The following is a 21,314-nucleotide window of genomic DNA, read 5'->3' as shown; positions in this document are numbered from 1 at the left end:
AGATCAATCGCGAATAAAATGGGGTTTGAAACGGGACAGGTCTTGGGTGATGCGCGAGCGATCTTCGCGGACACTCATGCCGACACATTGGGTGCCAACGATCCAAGATCCGATGACAGGGTGATACCCATCGAACTCAGGCAAGGCGTGATAGGCCTGCACGATTTGCGGAAAAGCGCTGTAATCATCATTAGGGGCCGTATCAGTTGTGGCCCCATGCTCGATGATGGAAACCGATGCACCTTCGCGTGAAAAGATCGGTTTGCGCACGTGACCCGCCCGCAATACGTCAGACGCGCGATCAAAGGCATCCGCCACATGGGCTGCCACTGCGCCTGTGCCGTTTAGTCCGCCAATGACATCATCTTCGAAAAAGGCGGGCAATAGGTTTTTGTGGCCCTCAAACATACTCCACAACACAGGCAGCAGCCCCTTGTTGGACACGACAGACTTCCACGCAGGTTCGATCATCAAACAGTTGGCACCTTCGATATGCTGGGCATAGTCATCGCGCAGCATGTCTTCCCAAGGGTAGAGTTTGAACAGCGCACCGATGACGCGGGCTTCGTCGTCCAGAAACTGTCCTTCTTTGCTCAGACCCAGCTTTTCCAGATCAAAGTAATGCGCACCAAGCCCTGCCTCGCGGGCGGCCCAACCCAGCATTTCAACAGTGCCGTAGTCTTCGGGATTGCCGCTCATTGCGGTGAAATGCACATCCATCGCAGTGTCGAACAAGGCCTTAAATCGGGCGACTAAGGCCTCATGAATGCCGTTGAATTGATCATCGTCTTTGCCAAGCACGCCAAGCTTGATCTGGTCTTCCAGCCAAGTCCATTGATAAGAGGCGGATTCAAACAAAGAGGTCGGGGTATCGGCGTTGTATTCCAACAGCTTAGCGGGTCCGGTGCCATCATAGGCCAAATCAAACCGACCATAAAGCTCAGGATCACCGCGCCCCCAGCTGTCTCTCACCAAATCGAAATACGCGGCAGGAATCCCCAATTTTTCAAGCAATTCTTCGCTTTTGACAATTTCAGCCACTGCATCGCGACACATTGTGTGCAATTCGGTCGAGGGGTCTTCGATGTCATCCTCAATTTGTCGCAACGAGAATTCATAGGCTGTGGTCTCGTCCCAATAGGGCTCGCCATGCATATCTGCAAAGGTAAAACCCAATTCAGCCGCTTGGTCGCGCCAATTTGGCCGTTCGGGCAGTGTGACTTTGCGCATGAGATCCCCCCAGAATATTCGCTTGGGCTTCTACATAGAGGGGAATTGGCCTTTGCACCAGACCAGCTGCGCGGGATCAATGATTTGCCACCCGCGCGAGCCGTATCAACTCAGTCTCACGCCTGTAGGCGTTCTGCATGCCACGCCAAATGATCATCCATAAAGGTCGAGATAAAGAAATAAGAGTGATCGTAACCGTCTTGGAGGCGCAGCGTCAGTGCAATGTCAGTACCAACGCAAGCATCCTGCAAGGCATATGGGTTGCATCCCTCAAAGAAAGTATCCGCCACACCTTGATCGACCAAGATTTCAGGGACATGCGCGCCTGATTTGATGAGTCTAACAGTATCATAGGCGGCCCATTTGGTCTCATCTGATCCAAGATAGGCAGCAAGCGCGCCTTTGGACCAATCTGCTGTCGACGGATTGGTGATCGGCGCAAAGGCAGAACAGGATTTAAACCTATCAGGATTTTTCAACGCGACGGTCAGCGCGCCGTGCCCGCCCATGGAATGACCGGTGATCCCTTGGCGGGACATATCCGCAGGGAAATGTTCTGCGATCAAGGCGGGCAATTCTTTTGTGACATAAGAATACATCTGAAAGTGCGCAGCCCAGGGGGCTTCTGTCGCGTCAACATAAAAGCCTGCCCCTTGCCCCATTTGCCAACTCTCTGCATTGGCCACATCACCGCCGCGTGGCGAGGTATCGGGGCAGACAATGATCAAACCAAGTTCTGCTGCTTTACGGCGGTATTCGCCTTTGTCCATCACATTTGCATGCGAACAGGTCAGGCCGGACAGATACCAAAGAACGGGACATTTTTGTGACGCGGCTTGAGGCGGCACAAAAATCGAAAAGGTCATCTGCGTGCCTGTGGCGCTGGACTGGTGGGTATAAACGCCCTGCGTCCCGCCAAAGGAAAGATGGGTTGAAACGGTTTCCATGCTGAATCTCCAAATAAAAATATCACGCGTGATATAGGATTTAAAGAAATCTACCTGAGGACGTAGGGCGCGCAAAGGCCTCTAGGGGCCAAGATCTATGATTTTGCTGCGCGCTGGCGCATTTCATATTGATCAAAAATGCAAAGGACTGTGCCTATCATACCCCATTATCGAACATCATCGCAGAAAAGACAGGCAAAACCCCCGCAGCCTTATGGCAACGGGGGTCAAGTCATGCAGTGCGTTTTACTTAGATGTTCAGGCGTTCGTGCCGCGTGCTGCTTCGCGCGCAACCTTTGGAATGTCGGAGCGTTTGATGCCGATGTCTGCCAGTTCACGATTGCTCATGTTGGACAGTTCAGACATGTAACGGCTTTCAGCCACGGAAAGGGCGAACTGCTTGAAGATGTTTGAAATGACGGTTGTGAAGCGCTCTGTCAAAGAGGATTGAGCGATCTGTGCGTTTGAAGTTGCGTATGCCATTTTAATGTTCCTATCTTTCGGTTCGGATGTCGTTTGTGTGAAGGCGCTATGTTTGGCCTAAATTTCTATGTCTCTTGTTGGGCGTTTGCCCGTTTGCTTGAGTTGAATATGGAGCAAATGCTGCGATGCAACAATCCACAATGCGAGAACCCCGCCATGCGCCAAATGCATACATAAGTCCTTAACCTATGTGCGAAAAACATGCCTCCTCTTCGCTCGCTGCAATGCAGAAAAACTCGATGTGCCTGCCGTGGTGCCCCCACCCCTGTGCAAAGGTATAAAGACCCGAAACCCAAAAAAGGCCCCGCAAATGCAGGGCCTTTAAAACAAAAATAATGCGAAAGATTACAGCGCCAAAACCGCCTCTTGAGCGGGCAGATAGTCAAGCCCTTGAGCTTGCGCCACTGGTTCACAGGTCACTTTCCCATGCGCCACGTTGAGGCCGTCCAGCAAATGTGGATCGGCCAACAAAGCTTCTTTCACGCCCATATCCGCCAGTTTCAAAAGATGCGGCAAGGTCGCGTTGTTCAGCGCATATGTAGAGGTGCGCGCCACAGCGCCCGGCATATTGGCCACACAATAGTGCACAATGCCTTCCTCGACATAGATAGGATCGGCATGTGTCGTCGCCTTCGAGGTCTCGAAACACCCCCCTTGATCGATAGCGACATCCACCAAAACAGCACCCTGTTGCATCGTTTTCAACATCTCACGGGTGACAAGTTTAGGGGCAGCGGCGCCGGGGATCAGCACAGCGCCAATCACCAGATCCGCAGTCGCAATAGCAGTCGCCAAAGCGGATTTGTTGGAATACAGCGTTTTGACCGCACCACCGAATTGCGCATCGATGCTTTCCAGCGCCTCATTTGAGCGATCCAGAATGGCGACATCCGCCCCCATACCGACAGCCATCGCGGCAGCATTGCGTCCGACAACGCCGCCGCCAATGACGATCACTTTTGCAGGGGCCACACCTGGGACGCCGCCGAGCAAAACACCGCGCCCCCCTTGGGCCTTCTCAAGCGTATGCGCGCCAGCCTGTGCCGCCATACGGCCAGCGACTTGGCTCATCGGCTTAAGCAAAGGCAGACCGCCAAAGGGCGAGGTCACCGTTTCATAAGCGATACAGGTCGCCCCAGAGGCCATCAAATCGACCGTTTGCGGTGCGTCTGGCGCGAGGTGTAGATAAGTGTATAGCGTTTGACCTTTGCGCAGGCGCGCGCGTTCAACCGCTTGGGGTTCTTTTACTTTGACGATGATATCCGCCGTGGCGAACACATCTTCGACCGCAGCCAAAGTGGCACCGGCTGCAGTGTAATCTGCATCTTCAGCGCCTATACCAAGACCTGCGCCATGCTCGACCACAACCTCGTGGCCATGTGCCACAAGCTCTGCCGCGCTTTCAGGCGTCAAGCCGACGCGGTATTCGTGATTTTTGATTTCTTTAGGACAACCGATGCGCATGTTCATTCCCTCCATGTTCGCTTGGGCTCAAGCTTAGCATCGCGATTTTGGGATGTTCTTCGTCATTATGCTCTGAATGGTGCAGACGTGAAATCTATATTCGAATCCTCACCTCAAAATGAAAATAAATCCCGATTTTGAAACACGAGTGGGATATTACCCCATACGACAGCTGAATTGAGGCGAATCTCATGGCGCCGTTTTGCCCCTTCAGCTTGCGCCCTGCCCGCGCTTTATGGTCTATGGACGCAAAGCAATTCGGAGCATTGATATGACCACCATCCAAGCCGTCACCATCGGGGACAAAAGCCTTAAAGGCGCTGTCACGCTTGCCAACGATCTGCCATTTGGCTTGATCTGCGGCCCTTGCCAGCTGGAAAGTTTGGATCACGCACGTATGCTGGCGGAAAAAATCGCGGCCGCTTGCGACGCCACGGGCACGCCGTTCATTTTCAAAGGCTCCTACGACAAGGCCAACCGATCGTCTTTGTCCGGCGAACGCGGGCTTGGATCAGAAGCAGGCCTGACGATCCTATCGAAAATTCGTGACGAGTTTGGCTGTCCTGTTCTCACAGATGTTCACGAGACACATCATTGTGCGATGGCAGCGGAGTTTGTCGATATTCTGCAAATTCCAGCGTTTTTGTGCCGCCAAACCGATTTGCTTTTGGCTGCGGGCGAAACCGGCAAGACCATCAATATCAAAAAGGGTCAATTCTTGGCGCCTTGGGATATGGCAAATGTCGCGGAAAAAGTGGCCTCAACCGGCAATCGTAACATTATGCTGTGTGATCGCGGCACGTCCTTTGGCTATAACACGCTTGTCAGCGATTTTCGTGGTCTGCCGAAAATGGCGGAAACTGGCTACCCCGTTGTGTTCGACGCGACACATTCCGTGCAACAACCGGGCGGCAACGGCAATTCGTCGGGCGGTGATCGCACTATGGTGCCGCCTTTGGCCCGCGCAGCTGTCGCTGTTGGCACTGCGTGCTTGTTCATTGAAGCCCATGAAGATCCCGATAATGCGCCGTCGGATGGTCCAAACATGGTGCGGATCGAAGATCTGCAACCGCTTTTGGCGACATTGCGCGCGCTCGATCAGGTTGTGAAACCCCAATAAGGCGCGTTCTTATCCTCTGAACGCCTTTAAATTGGGTCTAATTGCCCCTTGCACGCCCCATTTACGCCCAAGCACCGGCAGATTGCTTGGGCAAACTCCTTTTACACACTCAAAAGGAGTTCATTAAGATGGCACATACAATACCTTCACCAATGCCACCATCGCAGCCGACAACAGCGCAAAGTCCAGCACCATCATCCCCTCAAACACCTGCCCCTGTACAGTTCACAGATTGGGCATCCTTTTAACACTGAGATTTGGAACAGAGGGCAAGACGCAAAGGCACCCCTTAACCATAGGGATGCGCCGCTTGCGATTGTGGCGAGACAACCCTTTTACAAGGCTTGCTCATTATGCGCTAAGGCGGCACTCTGGCAAACACCCCATTGCTGCCTTTATACGAGACACTCATGACCACGCCCGCTATCGACGACCCCGTTTCCTCTATTCGCAACCTTGGTCCCGCCACTGATGCGGTCTATGCCCGTGCAGGGATCACAACGGCGACACAACTGCGCGAGCTTGGCCCCGATGCGGCTTACGCAATGTTGCTCAAATCCGGTGCACGCCCGCATTTTATCAGCTTTTATGCCATGGTGATGGGGCTGCAAGGACGGCCTTGGAATGACTGCAAAGGCAAGGAAAAAGACGCATTACGCGAACGCTTTGATGCGATTAAAGATGGTGTGACGCCTGACCCCTTGTCAGGAATTGAGAAGATTTTGAATGAGATCGGAGTGATTGAACGGCACTAGATCGTTGGTCTTGAAAGACATTCTATTGAACGCGATCTTTTGACCGCAATCGGCACACGTCATATAACGAAAAAGGCCACTCATATGAGCGGCCTTTTCTAATCTACATGGACCTCATTCAGATCCGAGAGGCAGAGCCTCTTATCCAACCAATTCAAGACCGGAGAAGAAGTAAGCGATTTCTTCTGCAGCAGTTTCTGGAGCGTCTGAACCGTGAACAGAGTTTTCGCCGATTGACAAAGCGAATTCTTTGCGGATTGTACCCTCTTCAGCGTCTGCTGGGTTTGTTGCGCCCATAACTTCGCGGTTTTTCGCGATGGCGTCTTCGCCTTCGAGAACTTGAACAACGATAGGCTCGGAGATCATGAATTCACACAATTCGCCAAAGAAAGGACGCTCGGAGTGTACGCCGTAGAATTGCTGCGCTTGCGCAAGTGTCAATTGGATGCGCTTGGATGCGACAACGCGCAGGCCAGCTTCTTCGAATTTCGCAACGATCGCACCTGTCAGGTTACGTTTTGTGGCGTCTGGTTTGATGATAGAGAAAGTGCGTTGGATAGCCATGGGAATGCCTCATAATGCAAAGTTAAAGTGCCGTGAGGCGTATCCACGCCCCGTTCTCGCGCCGCATATCACGGGACATAAAGTTTGGGAAGAGAGTACTCAAGCTATTGAGTCAAACAATGCGGGTTTCAAAAAGATTTTTCAAAAACAAGGCTACAATCCATCGCACGATAGTCAAATAAGGCGATGTTTGACTGATGAAAGACCTGTGAACAGGTCATACGAGGGCGTGCGCCCTTGATCTGGAACCTCTCAGGTCGGAAAGAGCCCCCGAGTGTCACCTTGCGATCCTTGCGCGCCATAGTCGTCGCGGGATAAATTCCATCATAGCTGCTGACCGAATAGGCTGCAAAAACGCCCGCATTACCGATCCCTTTAAAAGATCGGTTGATCTGGGCTGACACTTGATGCTGCACATATGAGTTATGGTCTAAGCCAGCTTTAAATCCTGAAAAACTATAGCCCAAGGCGGCATTGATTTTGTCGGTGACAGGGAAGGTATAAGACAGATCGCCCTTGGCAAATTGGCCGCCCAAATCGGCATTGGATAAATCCGTCCGATCTTGCATATCCAGACCAACAGTGACCTGCTTGCCATCCCCCAAATGCCATTTATGCGTGTATTTCAGACCAAAATCACGACGATAAAGCTCTGTGTCCCCATCAAATCGCAAGTAGGAATAAGCCTCCACAGCGCTTTCACTGCCGATGTAGAATTGCTCTCGTTTGACGCCGAACCTCAGCCGCGTGGACTGGAGGTCGTGATCTTCATACAGGCTTTGCTGCAGCTGCGCGCTCAGGCCAATCCGAGACCCGTCATCGGTGACAAATGCGTAGCTGAGGGTCCCCCCGAGAGACAGACCAATCCCACTCACGGCGGTCCCCCCACCGGTTGGGAGAAACGTCCCGAAAACAGTTTCAAAACGATCATTATAAGTATAGCGGTAGACATTGCTGGATGGCAAAACCGCAAAGTCGGCATTGAACGCCCAAGGGGATTTCTCTTCGACCGCTTTGAGCGCCTTTAATAAAACGCGCCTGTCGTTTTCTGTCTTGGTCGATCTAAGCAAGGTGCGAATATGAAATTTCGCGGCATCGTATTTTTCAGACTGAAAAAGCCAGCCGGACAACGCCCATCGGGCCTGCCTATTGTCAGGGTTCTCTTTAAGCGCATTTAAAACGGCAGGCAGGTTTATGGCCTTAGGCGACGTCTCTGCCTGTGCAGATGGCGCTTGCATGATGCCAAACGTCATGACAAAGCCAACGACTTTGCAGAAATCCAAAATCGATTTCATTTTGAAACACCTATCAAGACAACAAAAACCCGCTGACATCGTATCGTAGATCATGAGGGATCACAAAGACCTCCTCTAATTTTTGCACTTTAAATCAAATTATTGAGCTACAATTAGGTTATTCGGCAACAACAATGCCCCCTGATACAACCGATCAGAAAACAACCTCAGCCCTGCTTGTAAGAAAAACAATAAAATGAGCCATTGGCCTGCGCCCCGTATAAATTTAATTTATGAAACCAAATCACTTTAGAGTCGAATGGCCGCAGAAACAAAGCGCACACTTTGGTCTAATGAAACAGCAAATAGGTTCGGACTGCATTTCCAGACCGCACAAACTGCTTCAAATCGACAATTATCGGACTGAAACGACCTTTTGCATCACCTATTTTGCATCGTGTCTCCTTCCCCCTTAAATCCGCAATTGACCTTATGCCTTTCTCGTGGCACCTGCTCCCCATGCTTAAAATCCAAGACATCACATATTCGGTCGAAGGGCGCACCCTGTTTGAAGGCGCCACTGTCACCATCCCAACGGGCCACAAGGTTGGCATCGTCGGTCGCAACGGTGCGGGCAAGTCCACGCTGTTTAAATTGTTGCGCGGCGAGATGCCTTTAGACAACGGATCGATCGAGCTGCCCACGCGCGCCCGCATCGGTGGTGTTGCCCAAGAGGTGCCCGGCAATGAGGTGTCGCTTTTGGATACGGTTTTGGCCGAAGACAAAGAACGCGCGTCCTTGATGATCGAATCCGAGACAGCCACGGACCCCATGCGCATCGCTGAAATCCAGACCCGTCTGGCCGATATTGACGCGTGGAGCGCCGAAGGGCGTGCGGCGTCGTTGTTGCGCGGACTTGGGTTTACCGAAGATGAAATCTACATGCCCTGTTCTGCCTTTTCTGGCGGTTGGCGGATGCGTGTGGCTTTGGCGGGTGTTCTGTTCTCTCAGCCTGACTTTTTGCTGCTCGACGAGCCGACCAACTACCTTGATCTTGAGGGCGCTTTGTGGCTTGAAACCTATTTGGGCAAATACCCGCATACGGTTTTGCTGATCTCGCACGACCGTGCCCTGCTCAACCGTGCTGTGGACTCGATTGTCCATTTGGAAAGCAAAAAATTGACGCTTTACACGGGCGGCTATGACGATTTTGCCAAGACCCGCGCCGCCAAACGCGCGGTCATTGCGGCTGCGGCCAAAAAGCAAGATGCAGCGCGTGAGCACCTGCAAAGTTTTGTGGACAGGTTTAAGGCGAAGGCCTCGAAAGCGAAACAAGCCCAGTCTCGTGTGAAACAGCTTGAAAAGATGGAAAAAATCACCGCCCCCGAAGATGCGGCACGCGTGGTTTTCACCTTCCCAGAGCCCGAAGAATTGTCGCCCCCCATTATCAATATGGAAGGCGCCTCCGTTGGTTATGACGGCAAACAGATTTTGGGCAAACTTGATTTGCGCATCGACCAAGACGACCGTATCGCTTTGCTGGGCCGCAATGGTGAGGGCAAATCGACCCTGTCGAAATTGTTGTCAAATGCCTTGGAACCCATGGGCGGAAAGCTCAAGCGTCACAACAAGTTGCGCATCGGGTTCTTTGCGCAGCACCAAGTCGAAGAGCTGAATTTTGAAGAGACCCCGTTGCAGCATTTGGCCCCCGCCATGCCCGGTGTCTTTGGTCCAAAATTGCGCGCAAAACTGGCTGGCTTTGGCCTTGGCGCGGATCAAGCTGACACCAAAGTGGGGCGTCTGTCGGGCGGTCAAAAGGCGCGTTTGTCTTTGCTGCTCGCCACATTGGATGCGCCGCATCTGTTGATCCTCGATGAACCAACCAACCACTTGGACATTGAAAGCCGCGAAGCACTTGTGGAGGCATTGACTGCCTATACGGGTGCTGTGATTTTGGTCACGCACGACATGCACTTGCTCAGCCTTGTGGCGGACCGTTTGTGGTTGGTCAAAGATGGGCGCGTGACGCCTTATGACGACGATTTGGACACCTACCGCAAGCTTTTGCTGCAAGGGGATGACAAAAACAAAGTCGGGCGCAAGCCAAAGGCCAAACCCAAGCCTGCGGCCCCAGCCAAACGCGTGTTCACCCGTGATGAAATTCTTGCGCTGCGCTCTGAGGCACGCAAATGTGAACAACGCATGGCCAAAATCAATGAGATGGCGAAAAAGCTTGAAATCAAGCTGGCTGATCCGGCACTGTATGACGACAAACCCTCTGCTGTCTTATGGCAAAAGAAATACAACGAAGTTTGCGACGCCAAAGACCGCGCCGAAGAGTTGTGGATGGCCGCATTGGAAAAACTTGAAAAAGCCGAAAGCTAACCATGGACCTGAACTTCCTGCTGACAGCCTTTGTGACACTTTTTGTGATTATTGATCCGATTGGATTGATGCCTATTTTTGTGTCGCTGACCGCAGGGTCGAACAGGCAAGCGCGCCGCACGATTGCAGTGCGTGCGATTTTAGTCGGGTTCGGTATTTTGATTTTGTTTGGTTTTTTCGGCGAAGCTGTCTTGGGCTTTGCAGGCATTTCCATGCCAGCCTTTCGCATGGCTGGCGGTATTTTATTGTTCCTGACAGCGCTGGATATGCTGTTTGAACGCCGCACCAAACGCCGAGAAGATCAAGCCAGCCAACCCGATATTTCCGAAGATGACCCATCTGTATTCCCACTTGCCACGCCATTGATCGCGGGCCCTGGTGCCATTGCGTCGATGATTTTGTTGACAGGGCAGACAGAGACGACATTGGCTTTTGCTTCCGTTTTTGTTGTGCTTGCAGTGGTTTTACTGATCGCATTTGCACTGTTTATCATGGGCGGCTTGTTAGAACGCGCTTTGGGGCCGACGGGTGTCAATGTGATCACTCGTATTCTTGGTATGTTGCTTGCGGCCCTGTCCGTGCAATTTATTTTAGACGGTTTGCATGAAGTGGGCGCATTGCCCTACTGACATCTGCCATCAACGCCCCTATCTATGGGGGATGGACAGTTTTGACACAGCACGTTTTTTCTATCTCGCGATCCTGCTTTGCACAGTGACCGTCTATACACTTGTGGCCTACAGACGGGCATTGGGGCAAATGTTGCGCCACATGATTTTATGGGCGCTGATTTTCATTGGCGTGTTGGCTGGCTATGGCTTGTGGCAAGACATCGCGCCGCGCCTTGCGCCTGTGCAGATCACCCATGGCAATGGCGTTATTGAAATTCCAAAAGATAGCAGTGGGCAATTTGTGTTGGTCGCAGAAGTGAACGGAACGCCTATCGAATTTCTGGTCGATACCGGCGCATCTAATGTTGTGCTGTCCCACGCGGATGCTGAAAAAGCGGGGGTCAAGATTGATGATCTGACCTATACGGGCATCGCAAATACAGCAAATGGGGCGGTGAAAACTTCGGTTGTGTCAATAGACACGCTGAATGTTGGCGGCGTACAAGACAGTGATGTGCGAGCTTATGTAACCGATGGGGATTTGTTTGGATCTTTGCTGGGTATGGATTATTTACACCGGTTCGAAAAGATTGAAATATCACGTCAGAAACTCACTCTAACACGTTGAGAAATCAATCATTTTCGACCTTAGGGTGCTGTGCTTTCATTTGCCATTTCCCGCTTTCCTCTGACCAATATTGCGCCTGAGTGCCTGCGGCTGTCAGGCTTTTCCATTGACCGCGAGCATGTTCCAACGCAGCACCGTCATAACCATCAAATAAGATACATACACGGTCTGCTTCAGCGATATCTTCGGGCGAAATCTCGGCACCGCCGACGCAGATGATGCAGCGCGCATCATTGCCGCCAGCAGAGGTCGTGAGCAAGATCGGCTGTGCTGCGTCATGCGCACCGCCCGCCAAACCGTGCGGAAGAAACCCCTCGCGCAACCACAAGGCTGCATCAAGGGATTTCAACTGTGCCTCAGAGCGACCTCGCACCTCGACACGCCAGCCTGCTCCCAGAGATTTTTCAGCCAAACTGGCCAAAGTCACGGGCAAAGGATTGCGTGTGAGATGATAGAAAAAGGCCGCGCCCATGATTTAAGCCTCGCCTGCGGCTGCCAGATCATCGATCAGGCGGTTGAGCGCCAAAACACCCCAGCCAGTCGCGCCTTTCGGGGCCAAATCGGTGGGGGCCTTAACCGAGGCCACACCAGCAATATCGAGGTGAATCCAAGGCGTGCCCTCTTTGACAAAACGCTGCAGATATTGTGCAGCCGTTATTGACCCGCCTGCCCGCGTGCCAACGTTTTTCATATCAGCGATGTGAGATTTCAATTGATCATCATAGGCTTGGCCCAAAGGCATCCGCCACGCGCCCTCGGATTCCGTTGCGGCGGACTTGAGAAAAGCATTGCAAAACGCATCATTGTTCGAAAACACACCAGCGTTTTCATGGCCAAGACCAACGATGATAGCCCCTGTCAGAGTCGCCAGATCGATCATGCCACTGGGCGCAAACCGTTCTTGAGTGTACCACATAACATCACATAGAACCATGCGCCCTTCGGCGTCGGTGTTGATGATCTCGACAGTATCGCCTTTCATGGACTTGATCACATCGCCGGGACGTGTCGCATTGCCGTCAGGCATATTTTCAACGATACCGACCAGACCAACCACATTGGCCGGCGCTTTGCGCAGGGCCAGCGATTTCATCACGCCAGAGACAACGCCAGCGCCGCCCATATCCATGGTCATGTCTTCCATGCCACCCGCGGGTTTGATCGAAATACCACCCGTGTCAAAGACAACGCCTTTGCCGACCAAGGCCAAAGGAGATTCGTCTTGTCCGCCTTTCCATTGCATCACCACAACCTTGGACGGGCTGCGCGAGCCTTGCCCGACAGCCAGCAAAGTGCGCATGCCGAGGGCTTCCAAATCGGCTTCCTCTAGCACTTCGACGTCAACACCAAGTGCTTCCAAGTCTTTGAGACGATTGGCGAATTCTGTTGTCGTCAAGACATTCGCAGGCTCAGACACAAGATCGCGGGTGAAAAACACACCTTCTGCCAAAGCCGTCACGGCCTCTGCGTCGATCTCTTCGGGTTTGGTCACAGCGAAGGTCACTGTTGGCACATCGACCGCGGGTCCTTCTGATTTATGGTCGGTAAAAGCATAGGCTTTGAGCAAAGCCCCAAGCGCCACATCAGAGGCGCGTTTGACGGAACCAGATAAAACCAAAACATCCTTTTTATTCAACGCGCCGCCGATCGCGGCCCCTGCCTTGCGCGCCAATTGCGTGTGCGCCGTACGCTGCAACTTCACGATCAAAACGGATTCGGCCTTAAGCCCAACAGGAAAGGCAAGCTCTTGTGCGCTGCCCTCACTGAGTGCGCCAAAGGCTTCGCTTTCAATAAAGCGTTTCACCGCGCCTTTGGTCAGTTTGTTCAAACGCTGCGCCGGCGCGTTCAGCTTGCCATCGTTTGACACGATCACAGCGACACGACCGTCAAAGGTCGCGATTGCATCGAGATCAAGCTGTGTGACCAGTAATGTTGCGGGGGTTGTCATGGGCGTGCTCCTGTTTGGATCATTGGATCAATATCTTTTGTCTGGTCACATGCGGATCAAACGGTTCCTTTTTTCAATAGGTAGCGATCCTTTGCAGGCATTGCCAGAGGGGCAAGTGCGGCTTTGTGCGCGGTGCTTTGCTTGTGTGTGGGATTTAAGCGCGCATTATGGGTTTCGGACCACGCGTTGTGCAGATAAACTCATAACACTTAAAGACGCCTTGGGGAAAATTTTGGGTAGATTCGACAAATACTTGCTCCACCAACTCTTGATGTTGTTTGGACTGTTTTCCTTGATCCTTGTCTTGGTGTTTTGGGTCAACAAAGCTGTCATACTTCTCGATCGCCTTATGGGTGACGGGCAATCCATCACGACCTTTTTAAAAATCACCACCCTTGGTTTGCCTGCACTCATCTCAGATGTTTTGCCCATCACCGCGTTCATTGCCGCAGTTTTCGCGATCAATCGCATGAGTTCGGAATCTGAATTGGTTGTTGTCCAAGCAACCGGTTACAGTCCTTGGCGATTGGCGCGCCCTGTTTTGATATTTGGAATTCTTGTCACCTTGATGGTCGCAAGTCTCACGCATGCCCTTACGCCATTGGCACAGCGCGAATTGTCGCTGCGCTCCGCAGAAATTTCGCGCGACATCACCGCAAAACTTTTGACCGAAGGGTCTTTTGTACACCCCATCGAGGGGGTCACATTCTATGTCAGGGAAATTCCACCCTCGGGTGAATTGTTCGACATCTACCTGTCGGATAGCCGCACGGACGGTGTGCGCAGAAACTTTTTGGCGCGGCGCGCTTTGATCGTCAAAGAAGATGATGGGCCTGTTCTATTGATGTTTGATGGCGAATCTCATGAATATAACAGCATCAATAAAAGGCTATCCGTCACCACGTTCAAAAGCTTTGCTTACGGAATGGGCGATTTTTTGAACACCACGTCCACGGCGCAACGCCCTTTGCGCGCCATTTCAACTTATGAAATGATGACATCCACAAGCGCAGTCCTATTAGAGACGGGTGCCGAGCATATTGAGATGCGCAAAACAATCCATGACCGGAACGCAAAAGCTCTACTGTCTATTGTCGCCCCACTCATAGGTTTTGCCGGTCTGATTGCCGGCGGATTTTCACGTTTCGGGTTGTGGCGGCAGATTTTTCTGTCTTTTGCCTTGTTAATTTTTGTCAAATCGATCGACAGCGCAGGGATTTCTGCCACGCGCCGCGATCCGAATGACTGGCCGCAGCTTTATATGGCTTTCGGGGTGGGCTTGCTCATCACAGGCGCCTTGCTCTGGTATGCTGCCAATCCAAATATGTGGCGCAAAAAATCACCCAAAGCCAACGCGGAGACAACGCAATGATTTTGCATCTGTATTTCGCACGCAAAACGTTGATGGCCTTGGCCACCGTTGCAGGCATTTTATGCACGATCACATTGATGATCGAAATGATTGAGCAGATCAGAATTTTCGGGTCGGCTGAATTGTCGCTTGGCACTTTGTTCTATCTATCGGTGCTGCGCATTCCGTATACGCTGTACAAAATTTTTCCGATTGTCATGGTCATCTCGACCTTGGTGCTGTTCTTAGGGCTGGCCCGTTCGTCGGAATTGGTTGTCACGCGCGCGGCAGGGCGTTCGGCGATGCGCGCCTTAAAGGCGCCACTGCTTGTGGCCTTTCTGGTCGGCGTTTTGGTGGTCGCGATTTTAAACCCGTTGGTGTCGGCAACCTCACGAGAGTTTGACCGCCTCAAAAGCGAATATCTTGAAGAAAATAGCCAAATCTTTTCTGTCTCTGACGAAGGATTATGGCTGCGACAGGGTAATGATAATGGTCAAATCGTTGTGCGCGCCAGTCAATCGAACTTGGATGGATCGACATTATTTGACGTCACTTTTTTGGGTTTTTCCAATGATGGTGCGCCAGAGTTTCGGTTAGAAGCGGCCAGCGCACGTCTAGAGCCCGGCGTTTGGAAAATTAAAAACGCAAAACGCTGGCCTTTAAACGTAGGCGGCAATCCAGAGGCGCTGTCCGAAACTTTGGATGAGTTTGATTTGCCCACGACTTTAACGCTTGATGAGATTCACGATACATTCAGCACCCCATCCGCAGTGCCTATTTGGGAAATTCCCAGTTTTATTGACCGTTTGGAAAAGGCCGGTTTTTCGGCGCGCTCTTATAAAATGTGGTTTCAATCTGAATTGGCCTTGCCACTCACTTTGGTGGCGATGATGCTTATTGGCGCGGGTTTCACAATGCGACACACGCGTTTTGGCAATACCGCAAGCCTTGTGGTGACAGCACTTCTTTTGGCGTTCGCGTTTTTCTTCCTGCGCAATTTCGCATCTATCTTAGGCGAGAACGGCGAAATTCCGATTGTGCTAGCGGCTTGGGCCCCGCCTATCGCCGTGATTTTGGCCGCTTTGGCGCTTTTACTACATTTGGAGGATGGGTGACCGTGACCTTTGCCAACTGCCCCAAAACGACAAAAACGCTGCGCCATGCCGTCACATGCGGGTTGTCAGCACTGGCCCTGACCAGCTTTGGCTTTGTTGCCATGTCCAATTCAGCTTTGGCCCAAACTGCAACATCCACACGCCCAGTGGCGCAGAATGTCACAACGCAAAACGCAGCACTTTTGGCTGACGCTGTGAATTTCACCGGCACGCAATTGATTGCCACAGGCAATGTCGAAGTCCTCTACAGTGATATGCGGCTCTCTGCTGGGCGCATTACTTATGATCGTGCCACAGGCGCCTTGTCCATTGAGGGCCCTATATACCTGTCGCAAAATGGCGGTGACACGGTTGTATTGGCCTCTGCAGCCGACCTCAGTTCCGATTTGCGCAACGGTATTTTGACCTCGGCACGGTTGGTCATAGATCAACAGTTCCAATTGGCCGCCGCCAGCATGGAGCGCATCGACGGGCGCTACACACGCTTGGCGCGCACGGTGAGTTCCACTTGTAAAATTTGCGAAGGCTCCTCGGTGCCGTTGTGGCAAATTCGTGCATCAGAAGTGATCCACGACAGCGAAGCACGACAGATATATTTCACCGACGCCCAACTTCGCTTGTGGGATGTTCCAGTATTTTTTCTGCCCAGATTACGTTTGCCTGATCCCACTTTGGAACGAGCAACAGGGTTCTTGGTCCCTGTTCTGAATGACAGTTCTACCCTCGGCACGGGCCTTCAGATCCCCTATTTTATCACCTTGGGTGAACACCGAGACCTGACTGTTTCGCCCTTTATAGCGACCGAGGCGCGCTCATTGAATTTGCGTTACAGGCAGGCTTACCAAAATGGCGCGCTCGAAATCAACGGCGCTTTGAGCACGGATGAGACCGACAACGGGCTGCGCGGATATCTGTTTGCAGATGGCTTATGGGACGTTGGCAATGACTTACAATTTGGCATCGATTTACGCGCCACATCAGATATCTCATACTTGTTGGACTATGACATATACGATGGGGACAGACTGACATCACGTATTTGGCTTGAACGGTATGGATCAGACACGGCCTTCGACGCGCAATTGATTCACATTCGCACCCTGCGCGAGTCCGAAGTTGCTATCGAAGACACCCTGCCGTTTTTAATCGGCGATGCGTCTTACAAACATTTCTTTTCGCCTAAAAAATTGGGGGGAACAGCTTGGGTAGAACTATCATCAAGCGCGTTTTACCGAGAATCTGACACTGATGTAGATGGAATGGATGTCTTACGCACGAGTGCCGAAATCGGCTGGGAAAACAGTGCCATTTGGGGGCCCGGTATTCGCGTCGACGGACAAGTATCAGGTGTTGTCGATGCCTATTCCATTTGGCAAAACTCCGAATATGAATCACAAGTCGGACGCGTAACGCCCGCAGCTCTCTTGCGGTTAAGCTATCCCTTGGAACGGACCACCAGCACCGGCGCACATCAAATGATTGAGCCGATTGTGCAACTGTCTTGGTCGCAAAGCTATGGCGGTGATGTCCCAAACTCAGACAGTGTTCTGTCCGAATTTGATTCTGGAAACTTGCTGGCCTTGTCTCAATTTTCTGGCAGCGATCGGCGCGGCATTGGCGCGCGCGGTGCTGTCGGGGTCAAATTTTCGCATCAAGGTAAAGACTTGTCCTACGGTGCCACAGTCGGACGCGTCATCGCCCGCGAAAATGACTCAGACTACACAGTGGTGTCAGGACTATCTGGCATAACGTCCGATCTGTTGATCGATGCCTATGCTCAACTGGACAATAAACTTTACCTGAGCAGCCGTGCCCTTTTGGACAATGATCTGTCCGTCAACAAATGGGAAACACGACTGGATCTTTTGCGCAAACGCTATTCTTTGGGTCTTGTTCATTCATTTGTCCAAGCAGATGCAGATGAAGATCGCGACACGGATTTGTCCGAAGTGGGCTTGGACAGCACAATCAAGCTGAATGACAATTGGACAGCAACCGCAGATTTTCGATATGATTTTGAGGCTGAACAAACCTCCTCATCGGGCATAGCGTTTGAATATCTCAATGAATGTGCTCGTGTGAAATTAGGCGTATCGCGCAGCTATACAGACTCAGATTCTACAGATCCCACGATCAGTTACTCATTTTCCGTAGGTTTTGGCGCCTTTGGAAATCAAAGTACATCCTCACAAGGAACCTGCGGATTTTAGCGTATGACATACGCACATCAATTGGCCGCTTGGCCCGCAGACACAAACCGCTTATGAAAGACCAAATGACCCAATTACAAGACGCGAGGGCGGGTATGAAACCGAAGAGCATTCGATCCAAGATCACAGGAATCGTTCACGTGGCATGTCTTTGTACTATGCCATTTGGTAGCAGTGTCATGCCCGCCGTTGCGCAAAACCTGTTCGCGCCAGTGGCACAGGTCAATGACTCCGTCGTGACAGCTTACGAGTTGCAACAACGGGTCCAGTTGATGAGTGTTCTCGGTGGCAGCGTGACAGAAAAGGTGGCGCTTGATGCATTGATCGACGAGCGATTGAAAGTCGATGCTGCCAAACGCGCCAATATTAATCCTGATGACAAAGCTATCGCACAAGCCATCACCGACTTTGCATCCCGTGGCAGCTTTGCACCAGAGCAGTTTTTGACTTTGTTGAACAAAAATGGCGTATCTTCTCAGACATTTCGTGATTTTGTAACGTCAGGTGTTGCGTGGCGCGACTACGCACGCGCGCGCTTTGTTTCCCGCGTCAATGTAAGCGAAGCAGACATCGATCGCGCGTTGCGCAACAATGGCCCGTCAGGTGGGCTGCTTGTGTCTATGTCTGAAATTTTTCTACCTGCACGCGATGACAACGAACGTGCAGCTTCCGAACGCTTGGCAAAACAAATCGCGGCCAACCCATCAATTGCGGCTTTTGCAGCCGCCGCACGCGAATATTCTGTTGCGCCGAGCGGTAAAGAGAAATCTGGCCGCATGACCCCCATGCCGCTTGGCAATTTGCCTGGGCCGCTGCGCGCAGCAGCGACCACTTTGAAACCCGGAGAAGTCACTGCCCCCCTGTCAACGGGCAATGCCATCGGTATTTTCCAACTGCGCGGGCTGTCCGAAATAGACGCCCCCACCCCACGCGTCGCAAGCATTGAATACGCAGCCTATTACATTGCAGGCGGGCGTTCCGAGGCGGGCCTAGAAGCCGCGGCAAAACTGCGCGCGCGCGTTGACACCTGCGACGACCTTTATGGTGTTGCAAAATCATTGCCGGAAAGCGTCTTAGACGTCGACAGTTTGCCAATGAATGAAATTCCCAGCGATGTGGCCAAAGAACTCGCGCAACTCGATCCGGGTGAAAGCTCGATCGCGCTGACACGGTCCAACGGCGAAACCTTGGTGTTTTTGATGCTCTGCGAACGCACCTTTGAGACATCAGAGAATGCGGATCGAGAAACGGTCAAAGCTGGCCTGCAAAGTGCACGCATTGCTGCCATGGCGGAAAGCCATTTGGCCGAGCTGCGTGCAGATGCCACCATCGTTCGCAAATGACCCAAGTGCCCCCCATTGCCCTCACCTGTGGTGAACCCGCAGGTGTTGGCCCCGAAGTTGCGATCAAAGCCGCGCATTTGATGCAAGGGCGCGTGCCCTTCTTTTGGATCGGCGATCCTCGGCATCTGCCTGCGGGCACGCCTTTCGCAGAAATTGCGCAGCCGCAAGACACGTTTAACATTCCCAAGGGCATTTTGCCGGTTCTTTGCCATGCCTTTGCTGCGCCAGCCGTGCCCGGAGAGGCCAATTTCTCCAACGCCCAAGGGGTGATCGATGTGATTGCGCGCGCTGCACAACTGGTGCAATCGGGTCAAGCCAGCGCGATGTGCACAGCCCCTATTCACAAAAAAATTCTAAAAGACGGGGCTGGTTTTCCTTATCCCGGTCACACCGAATATCTGGCGGCCCTTGGCAACACAGATCATGTCGTCATGATGTTGGCTTGCCCAGAATTACGTGTCGTGCCTGCGACCATCCATATCGCGCTTAAAGACGTGCCGACGCAGTTCACCCCCAAAGTTCTAGAAGACACCATCCGCATTACCGCTCATGATTTGGCGCGGCATTGGGGGATCACAGCCCCCCGTATCGCCATCGCTGGGCTAAACCCTCACGCTGGCGAAGGTGGCGCGATGGGGCATGAGGAACGCGATTGGATGACAGCGCTGATCACGCGGATGCGTGGCGATGGCTTTGATCTGAAAGGCCCTATGCCCCCTGACACCATGTTCCACGCTCGCGCCCGTGCGGGTTATGATGTGGCGATCTGCGCCTATCATGACCAAGCGCTTATCCCGATCAAGACCATCGATTTCGACGGCGGCGTGAACGTCACACTCGGCCTGCCTTTCATTCGGACCTCGCCCGATCACGGCACGGCGATGGACATCGCAGGCCAAGGCATCGCCAATCCCACATCTCTCATTGCCGCGCTGGATATGGCGTGGGACATGGCTGCGCGCAGCGCTCAAGGACCCAAATCATGAAAAGTTTCGATGGGCTTCCGCCCCTGCGCGATGTGTTGCAAGCCCATAATTTGGTACCCAAAAAGTCTTTGGGGCAAAACTTTTTGCTCGATCTCAATCTCACATCCAAGATCGCGCGCCAAGCCGGCGATCTGACCAAATGTGATGTGCTTGAAGTTGGCCCCGGCCCTGGTGGTTTGACCCGCGGGTTGCTGGCCGAAGGCGCACGTAAAGTTTTGGCCGTTGAAAAAGACAGCCGTGCCATGGGGCCTTTGGCCGAAATTTCTGCCGCCTATCCGGGGCGTTTAGAAGTGATCAATGCCGACGCCTTAGAAATCAATCCGCTTGAGCAACTCACCGCGCCCGTGCGCATTGTGTCGAACCTGCCCTATAATGTGGGCACTGAATTGTTGGTGCGCTGGTTGACGCCGCCCGCATGGCCGCCCTACTGGGCGTCATTGACATTGATGTTTCAACGCGAAGTCGCCAACCGCATTGTTGCAAAACCAGGCAATAAAACCTACGGGCGTCTAGCAATCTTAAGTCAATGGCGCACCAATCCGCGCTTGGTTATGGAACTGCCACCAGAGGCCTTTACCCCACCCCCCAAAATTCATTCTGCGGTGGTGCATTTTGAAGCGTTGGAAAAACCGCGTTTTGAAGCGGATGCCAAAGTGCTTGAGCGTATTGTCGCCGCAGGATTTAATCAGCGTCGCAAAATGCTGCGCGCCTCTTTGAAAGGCGTCAAACCTGAGATCGAGGACCACTTGAACGCTGCCGGCATCAAGCCCACCGATCGAGCCGAACAGGTGCCGCTGGAAGGCTGGTGCGCTTTGGCACGCGAAATCGCCAAATCTTAAGGCAATTCACCACGAGTTCGATCCAGTGCCAATTGTCATCGGCGCTGCGATTTTCGGTGCGTCGATTGAAAAATTAAATCCGAATAAGGCCAACCCGAGG

At 52.5% G+C, this 21,314-nt stretch carries 19 protein-coding genes; 11 read left to right on the top strand and 8 right to left on the bottom strand.

What is annotated here, in order from left to right:
- Positions 1–3 precede the first annotated feature (3 nt).
- From KO497_RS00595 to ald, 4 genes are all read right to left on the bottom strand, one after another.
- Positions 4–1,230, bottom strand: coding sequence for a glutathionylspermidine synthase family protein (locus KO497_RS00595; RefSeq protein ID WP_215942022.1), 1,227 nt, complete (start codon positions 1,228–1,230; stop codon positions 4–6).
- 116 nt (positions 1,231–1,346) lie between these two features.
- Positions 1,347–2,177: an S-formylglutathione hydrolase gene (fghA, locus tag KO497_RS00590; protein ID WP_215942021.1), complete on the bottom strand. Its 831-nt coding sequence runs from the start codon at positions 2,175–2,177 to the stop codon at positions 1,347–1,349.
- Positions 2,178–2,435: 258 nt separating this feature from the next.
- Entirely contained in the window at positions 2,436–2,660 is a 225-nt protein-coding gene (locus KO497_RS00585; RefSeq protein ID WP_215942020.1) for a DUF1127 domain-containing protein, read from the bottom strand.
- Positions 2,661–3,005: 345 nt separating this feature from the next.
- Positions 3,006–4,124, bottom strand: coding sequence for an alanine dehydrogenase (ald, locus tag KO497_RS00580; RefSeq protein ID WP_215942049.1), 1,119 nt, complete (start codon positions 4,122–4,124; stop codon positions 3,006–3,008).
- Positions 4,125–4,395: 271 nt separating this feature from the next.
- Here ald and kdsA point away from each other — a divergent pair, with 271 nt between their 5' ends.
- Positions 4,396–5,244 carry a 3-deoxy-8-phosphooctulonate synthase gene (gene kdsA, locus KO497_RS00575; protein ID WP_215942019.1) on the top strand — a complete coding sequence of 283 codons (849 nt, stop codon included), beginning with the start codon at positions 4,396–4,398 and terminating at the stop codon, positions 5,242–5,244.
- A gap of 425 nt (positions 5,245–5,669) precedes the next feature.
- A complete protein-coding gene (locus KO497_RS00570) occupies positions 5,670–5,999 on the top strand; it encodes a TfoX/Sxy family DNA transformation protein (protein WP_215942048.1) in 330 nt (109 codons plus the stop codon).
- Between the two features lie 141 nt (positions 6,000–6,140).
- Here KO497_RS00570 and ndk read toward each other — a convergent pair whose 3' ends face one another.
- Both ndk and KO497_RS00560 read right to left on the bottom strand, forming a co-directional pair.
- A complete protein-coding gene (ndk, locus tag KO497_RS00565) occupies positions 6,141–6,563 on the bottom strand; it encodes a nucleoside-diphosphate kinase (RefSeq protein ID WP_215942018.1) in 423 nt (140 codons plus the stop codon).
- A 128-nt stretch (positions 6,564–6,691) separates the two neighbouring features.
- Positions 6,692–7,858 carry a surface lipoprotein assembly modifier gene (locus KO497_RS00560; protein WP_215942017.1) on the bottom strand — a complete coding sequence of 389 codons (1,167 nt, stop codon included), beginning with the start codon at positions 7,856–7,858 and terminating at the stop codon, positions 6,692–6,694.
- Positions 7,859–8,317: 459 nt separating this feature from the next.
- Between KO497_RS00560 and KO497_RS00555 the strand changes: the two genes are divergently transcribed.
- From KO497_RS00555 to KO497_RS00545, 3 genes are read left to right on the top strand one after another with little or no spacing between them, the layout of a single operon-like run.
- Positions 8,318–10,183, top strand: coding sequence for an ABC-F family ATP-binding cassette domain-containing protein (locus tag KO497_RS00555; protein ID WP_215942016.1), 1,866 nt, complete (start codon positions 8,318–8,320; stop codon positions 10,181–10,183).
- Positions 10,184–10,185: 2 nt separating this feature from the next.
- Positions 10,186–10,812, top strand: a complete 627-nt coding sequence (locus KO497_RS00550; protein ID WP_215942015.1) for a MarC family protein — start codon at positions 10,186–10,188, stop codon at positions 10,810–10,812.
- Positions 10,787–11,422 (top strand): retropepsin-like aspartic protease family protein, encoded by a 636-nt coding sequence (locus KO497_RS00545; protein WP_252729444.1) that lies wholly within the window; start codon positions 10,787–10,789, stop codon positions 11,420–11,422. Before KO497_RS00550 ends, KO497_RS00545 begins: the two co-directional genes overlap by 26 nt.
- Positions 11,423–11,426: 4 nt before the next feature.
- Here KO497_RS00545 and KO497_RS00540 read toward each other — a convergent pair whose 3' ends face one another.
- Both KO497_RS00540 and KO497_RS00535 read right to left on the bottom strand, forming a co-directional pair.
- A complete protein-coding gene (locus tag KO497_RS00540; protein WP_215942014.1) occupies positions 11,427–11,894 on the bottom strand; it encodes a DNA polymerase III subunit chi in 468 nt (155 codons plus the stop codon).
- A gap of 3 nt (positions 11,895–11,897) precedes the next feature.
- Positions 11,898–13,370 (bottom strand): leucyl aminopeptidase, encoded by a 1,473-nt coding sequence (locus KO497_RS00535; protein ID WP_215942013.1) that lies wholly within the window; start codon positions 13,368–13,370, stop codon positions 11,898–11,900.
- Between KO497_RS00535 and KO497_RS00530 the strand changes: the two genes are divergently transcribed.
- The 6 genes from KO497_RS00530 to rsmA all read left to right on the top strand — a co-directional run bounded on the left by KO497_RS00530 (position 13,369) and on the right by rsmA (position 21,214).
- Positions 13,369–14,742, top strand: a complete 1,374-nt coding sequence (locus KO497_RS00530) for an LptF/LptG family permease (RefSeq protein WP_215942012.1) — start codon at positions 13,369–13,371, stop codon at positions 14,740–14,742. The genes KO497_RS00535 and KO497_RS00530 overlap by 2 nt on opposite strands.
- Positions 14,739–15,836: an LPS export ABC transporter permease LptG gene (gene lptG / locus KO497_RS00525; protein WP_215942011.1), complete on the top strand. Its 1,098-nt coding sequence runs from the start codon at positions 14,739–14,741 to the stop codon at positions 15,834–15,836. Before KO497_RS00530 ends, lptG begins: the two co-directional genes overlap by 4 nt.
- Positions 15,833–18,046, top strand: coding sequence for an LPS-assembly protein LptD (locus tag KO497_RS00520; RefSeq protein WP_215942010.1), 2,214 nt, complete (start codon positions 15,833–15,835; stop codon positions 18,044–18,046). Before lptG ends, KO497_RS00520 begins: the two co-directional genes overlap by 4 nt.
- A 95-nt stretch (positions 18,047–18,141) precedes the next feature.
- Positions 18,142–19,389, top strand: coding sequence for a peptidylprolyl isomerase (locus KO497_RS00515; RefSeq protein WP_215942009.1), 1,248 nt, complete (start codon positions 18,142–18,144; stop codon positions 19,387–19,389).
- Positions 19,386–20,375, top strand: a complete 990-nt coding sequence (gene pdxA, locus KO497_RS00510; RefSeq protein ID WP_215942008.1) for a 4-hydroxythreonine-4-phosphate dehydrogenase PdxA — start codon at positions 19,386–19,388, stop codon at positions 20,373–20,375. The genes KO497_RS00515 and pdxA overlap by 4 nt, the downstream gene beginning before the upstream one ends.
- The gene (gene rsmA / locus KO497_RS00505) at positions 20,372–21,214 is read left to right on the top strand and encodes a 16S rRNA (adenine(1518)-N(6)/adenine(1519)-N(6))-dimethyltransferase RsmA (RefSeq protein WP_215942007.1); all 843 of its coding nucleotides are present in this window, start codon (positions 20,372–20,374) and stop codon (positions 21,212–21,214) included. The genes pdxA and rsmA overlap by 4 nt, the downstream gene beginning before the upstream one ends.
- Positions 21,215–21,314 lie beyond the last annotated feature (100 nt).

The organism is Pacificibacter marinus, from assembly GCF_018860665.1.
Taxonomy (GTDB): domain Bacteria; phylum Pseudomonadota; class Alphaproteobacteria; order Rhodobacterales; family Rhodobacteraceae; genus Celeribacter; species Celeribacter marinus_A.
This window is presented reverse-complemented; position numbering and strand designations above follow the sequence as displayed.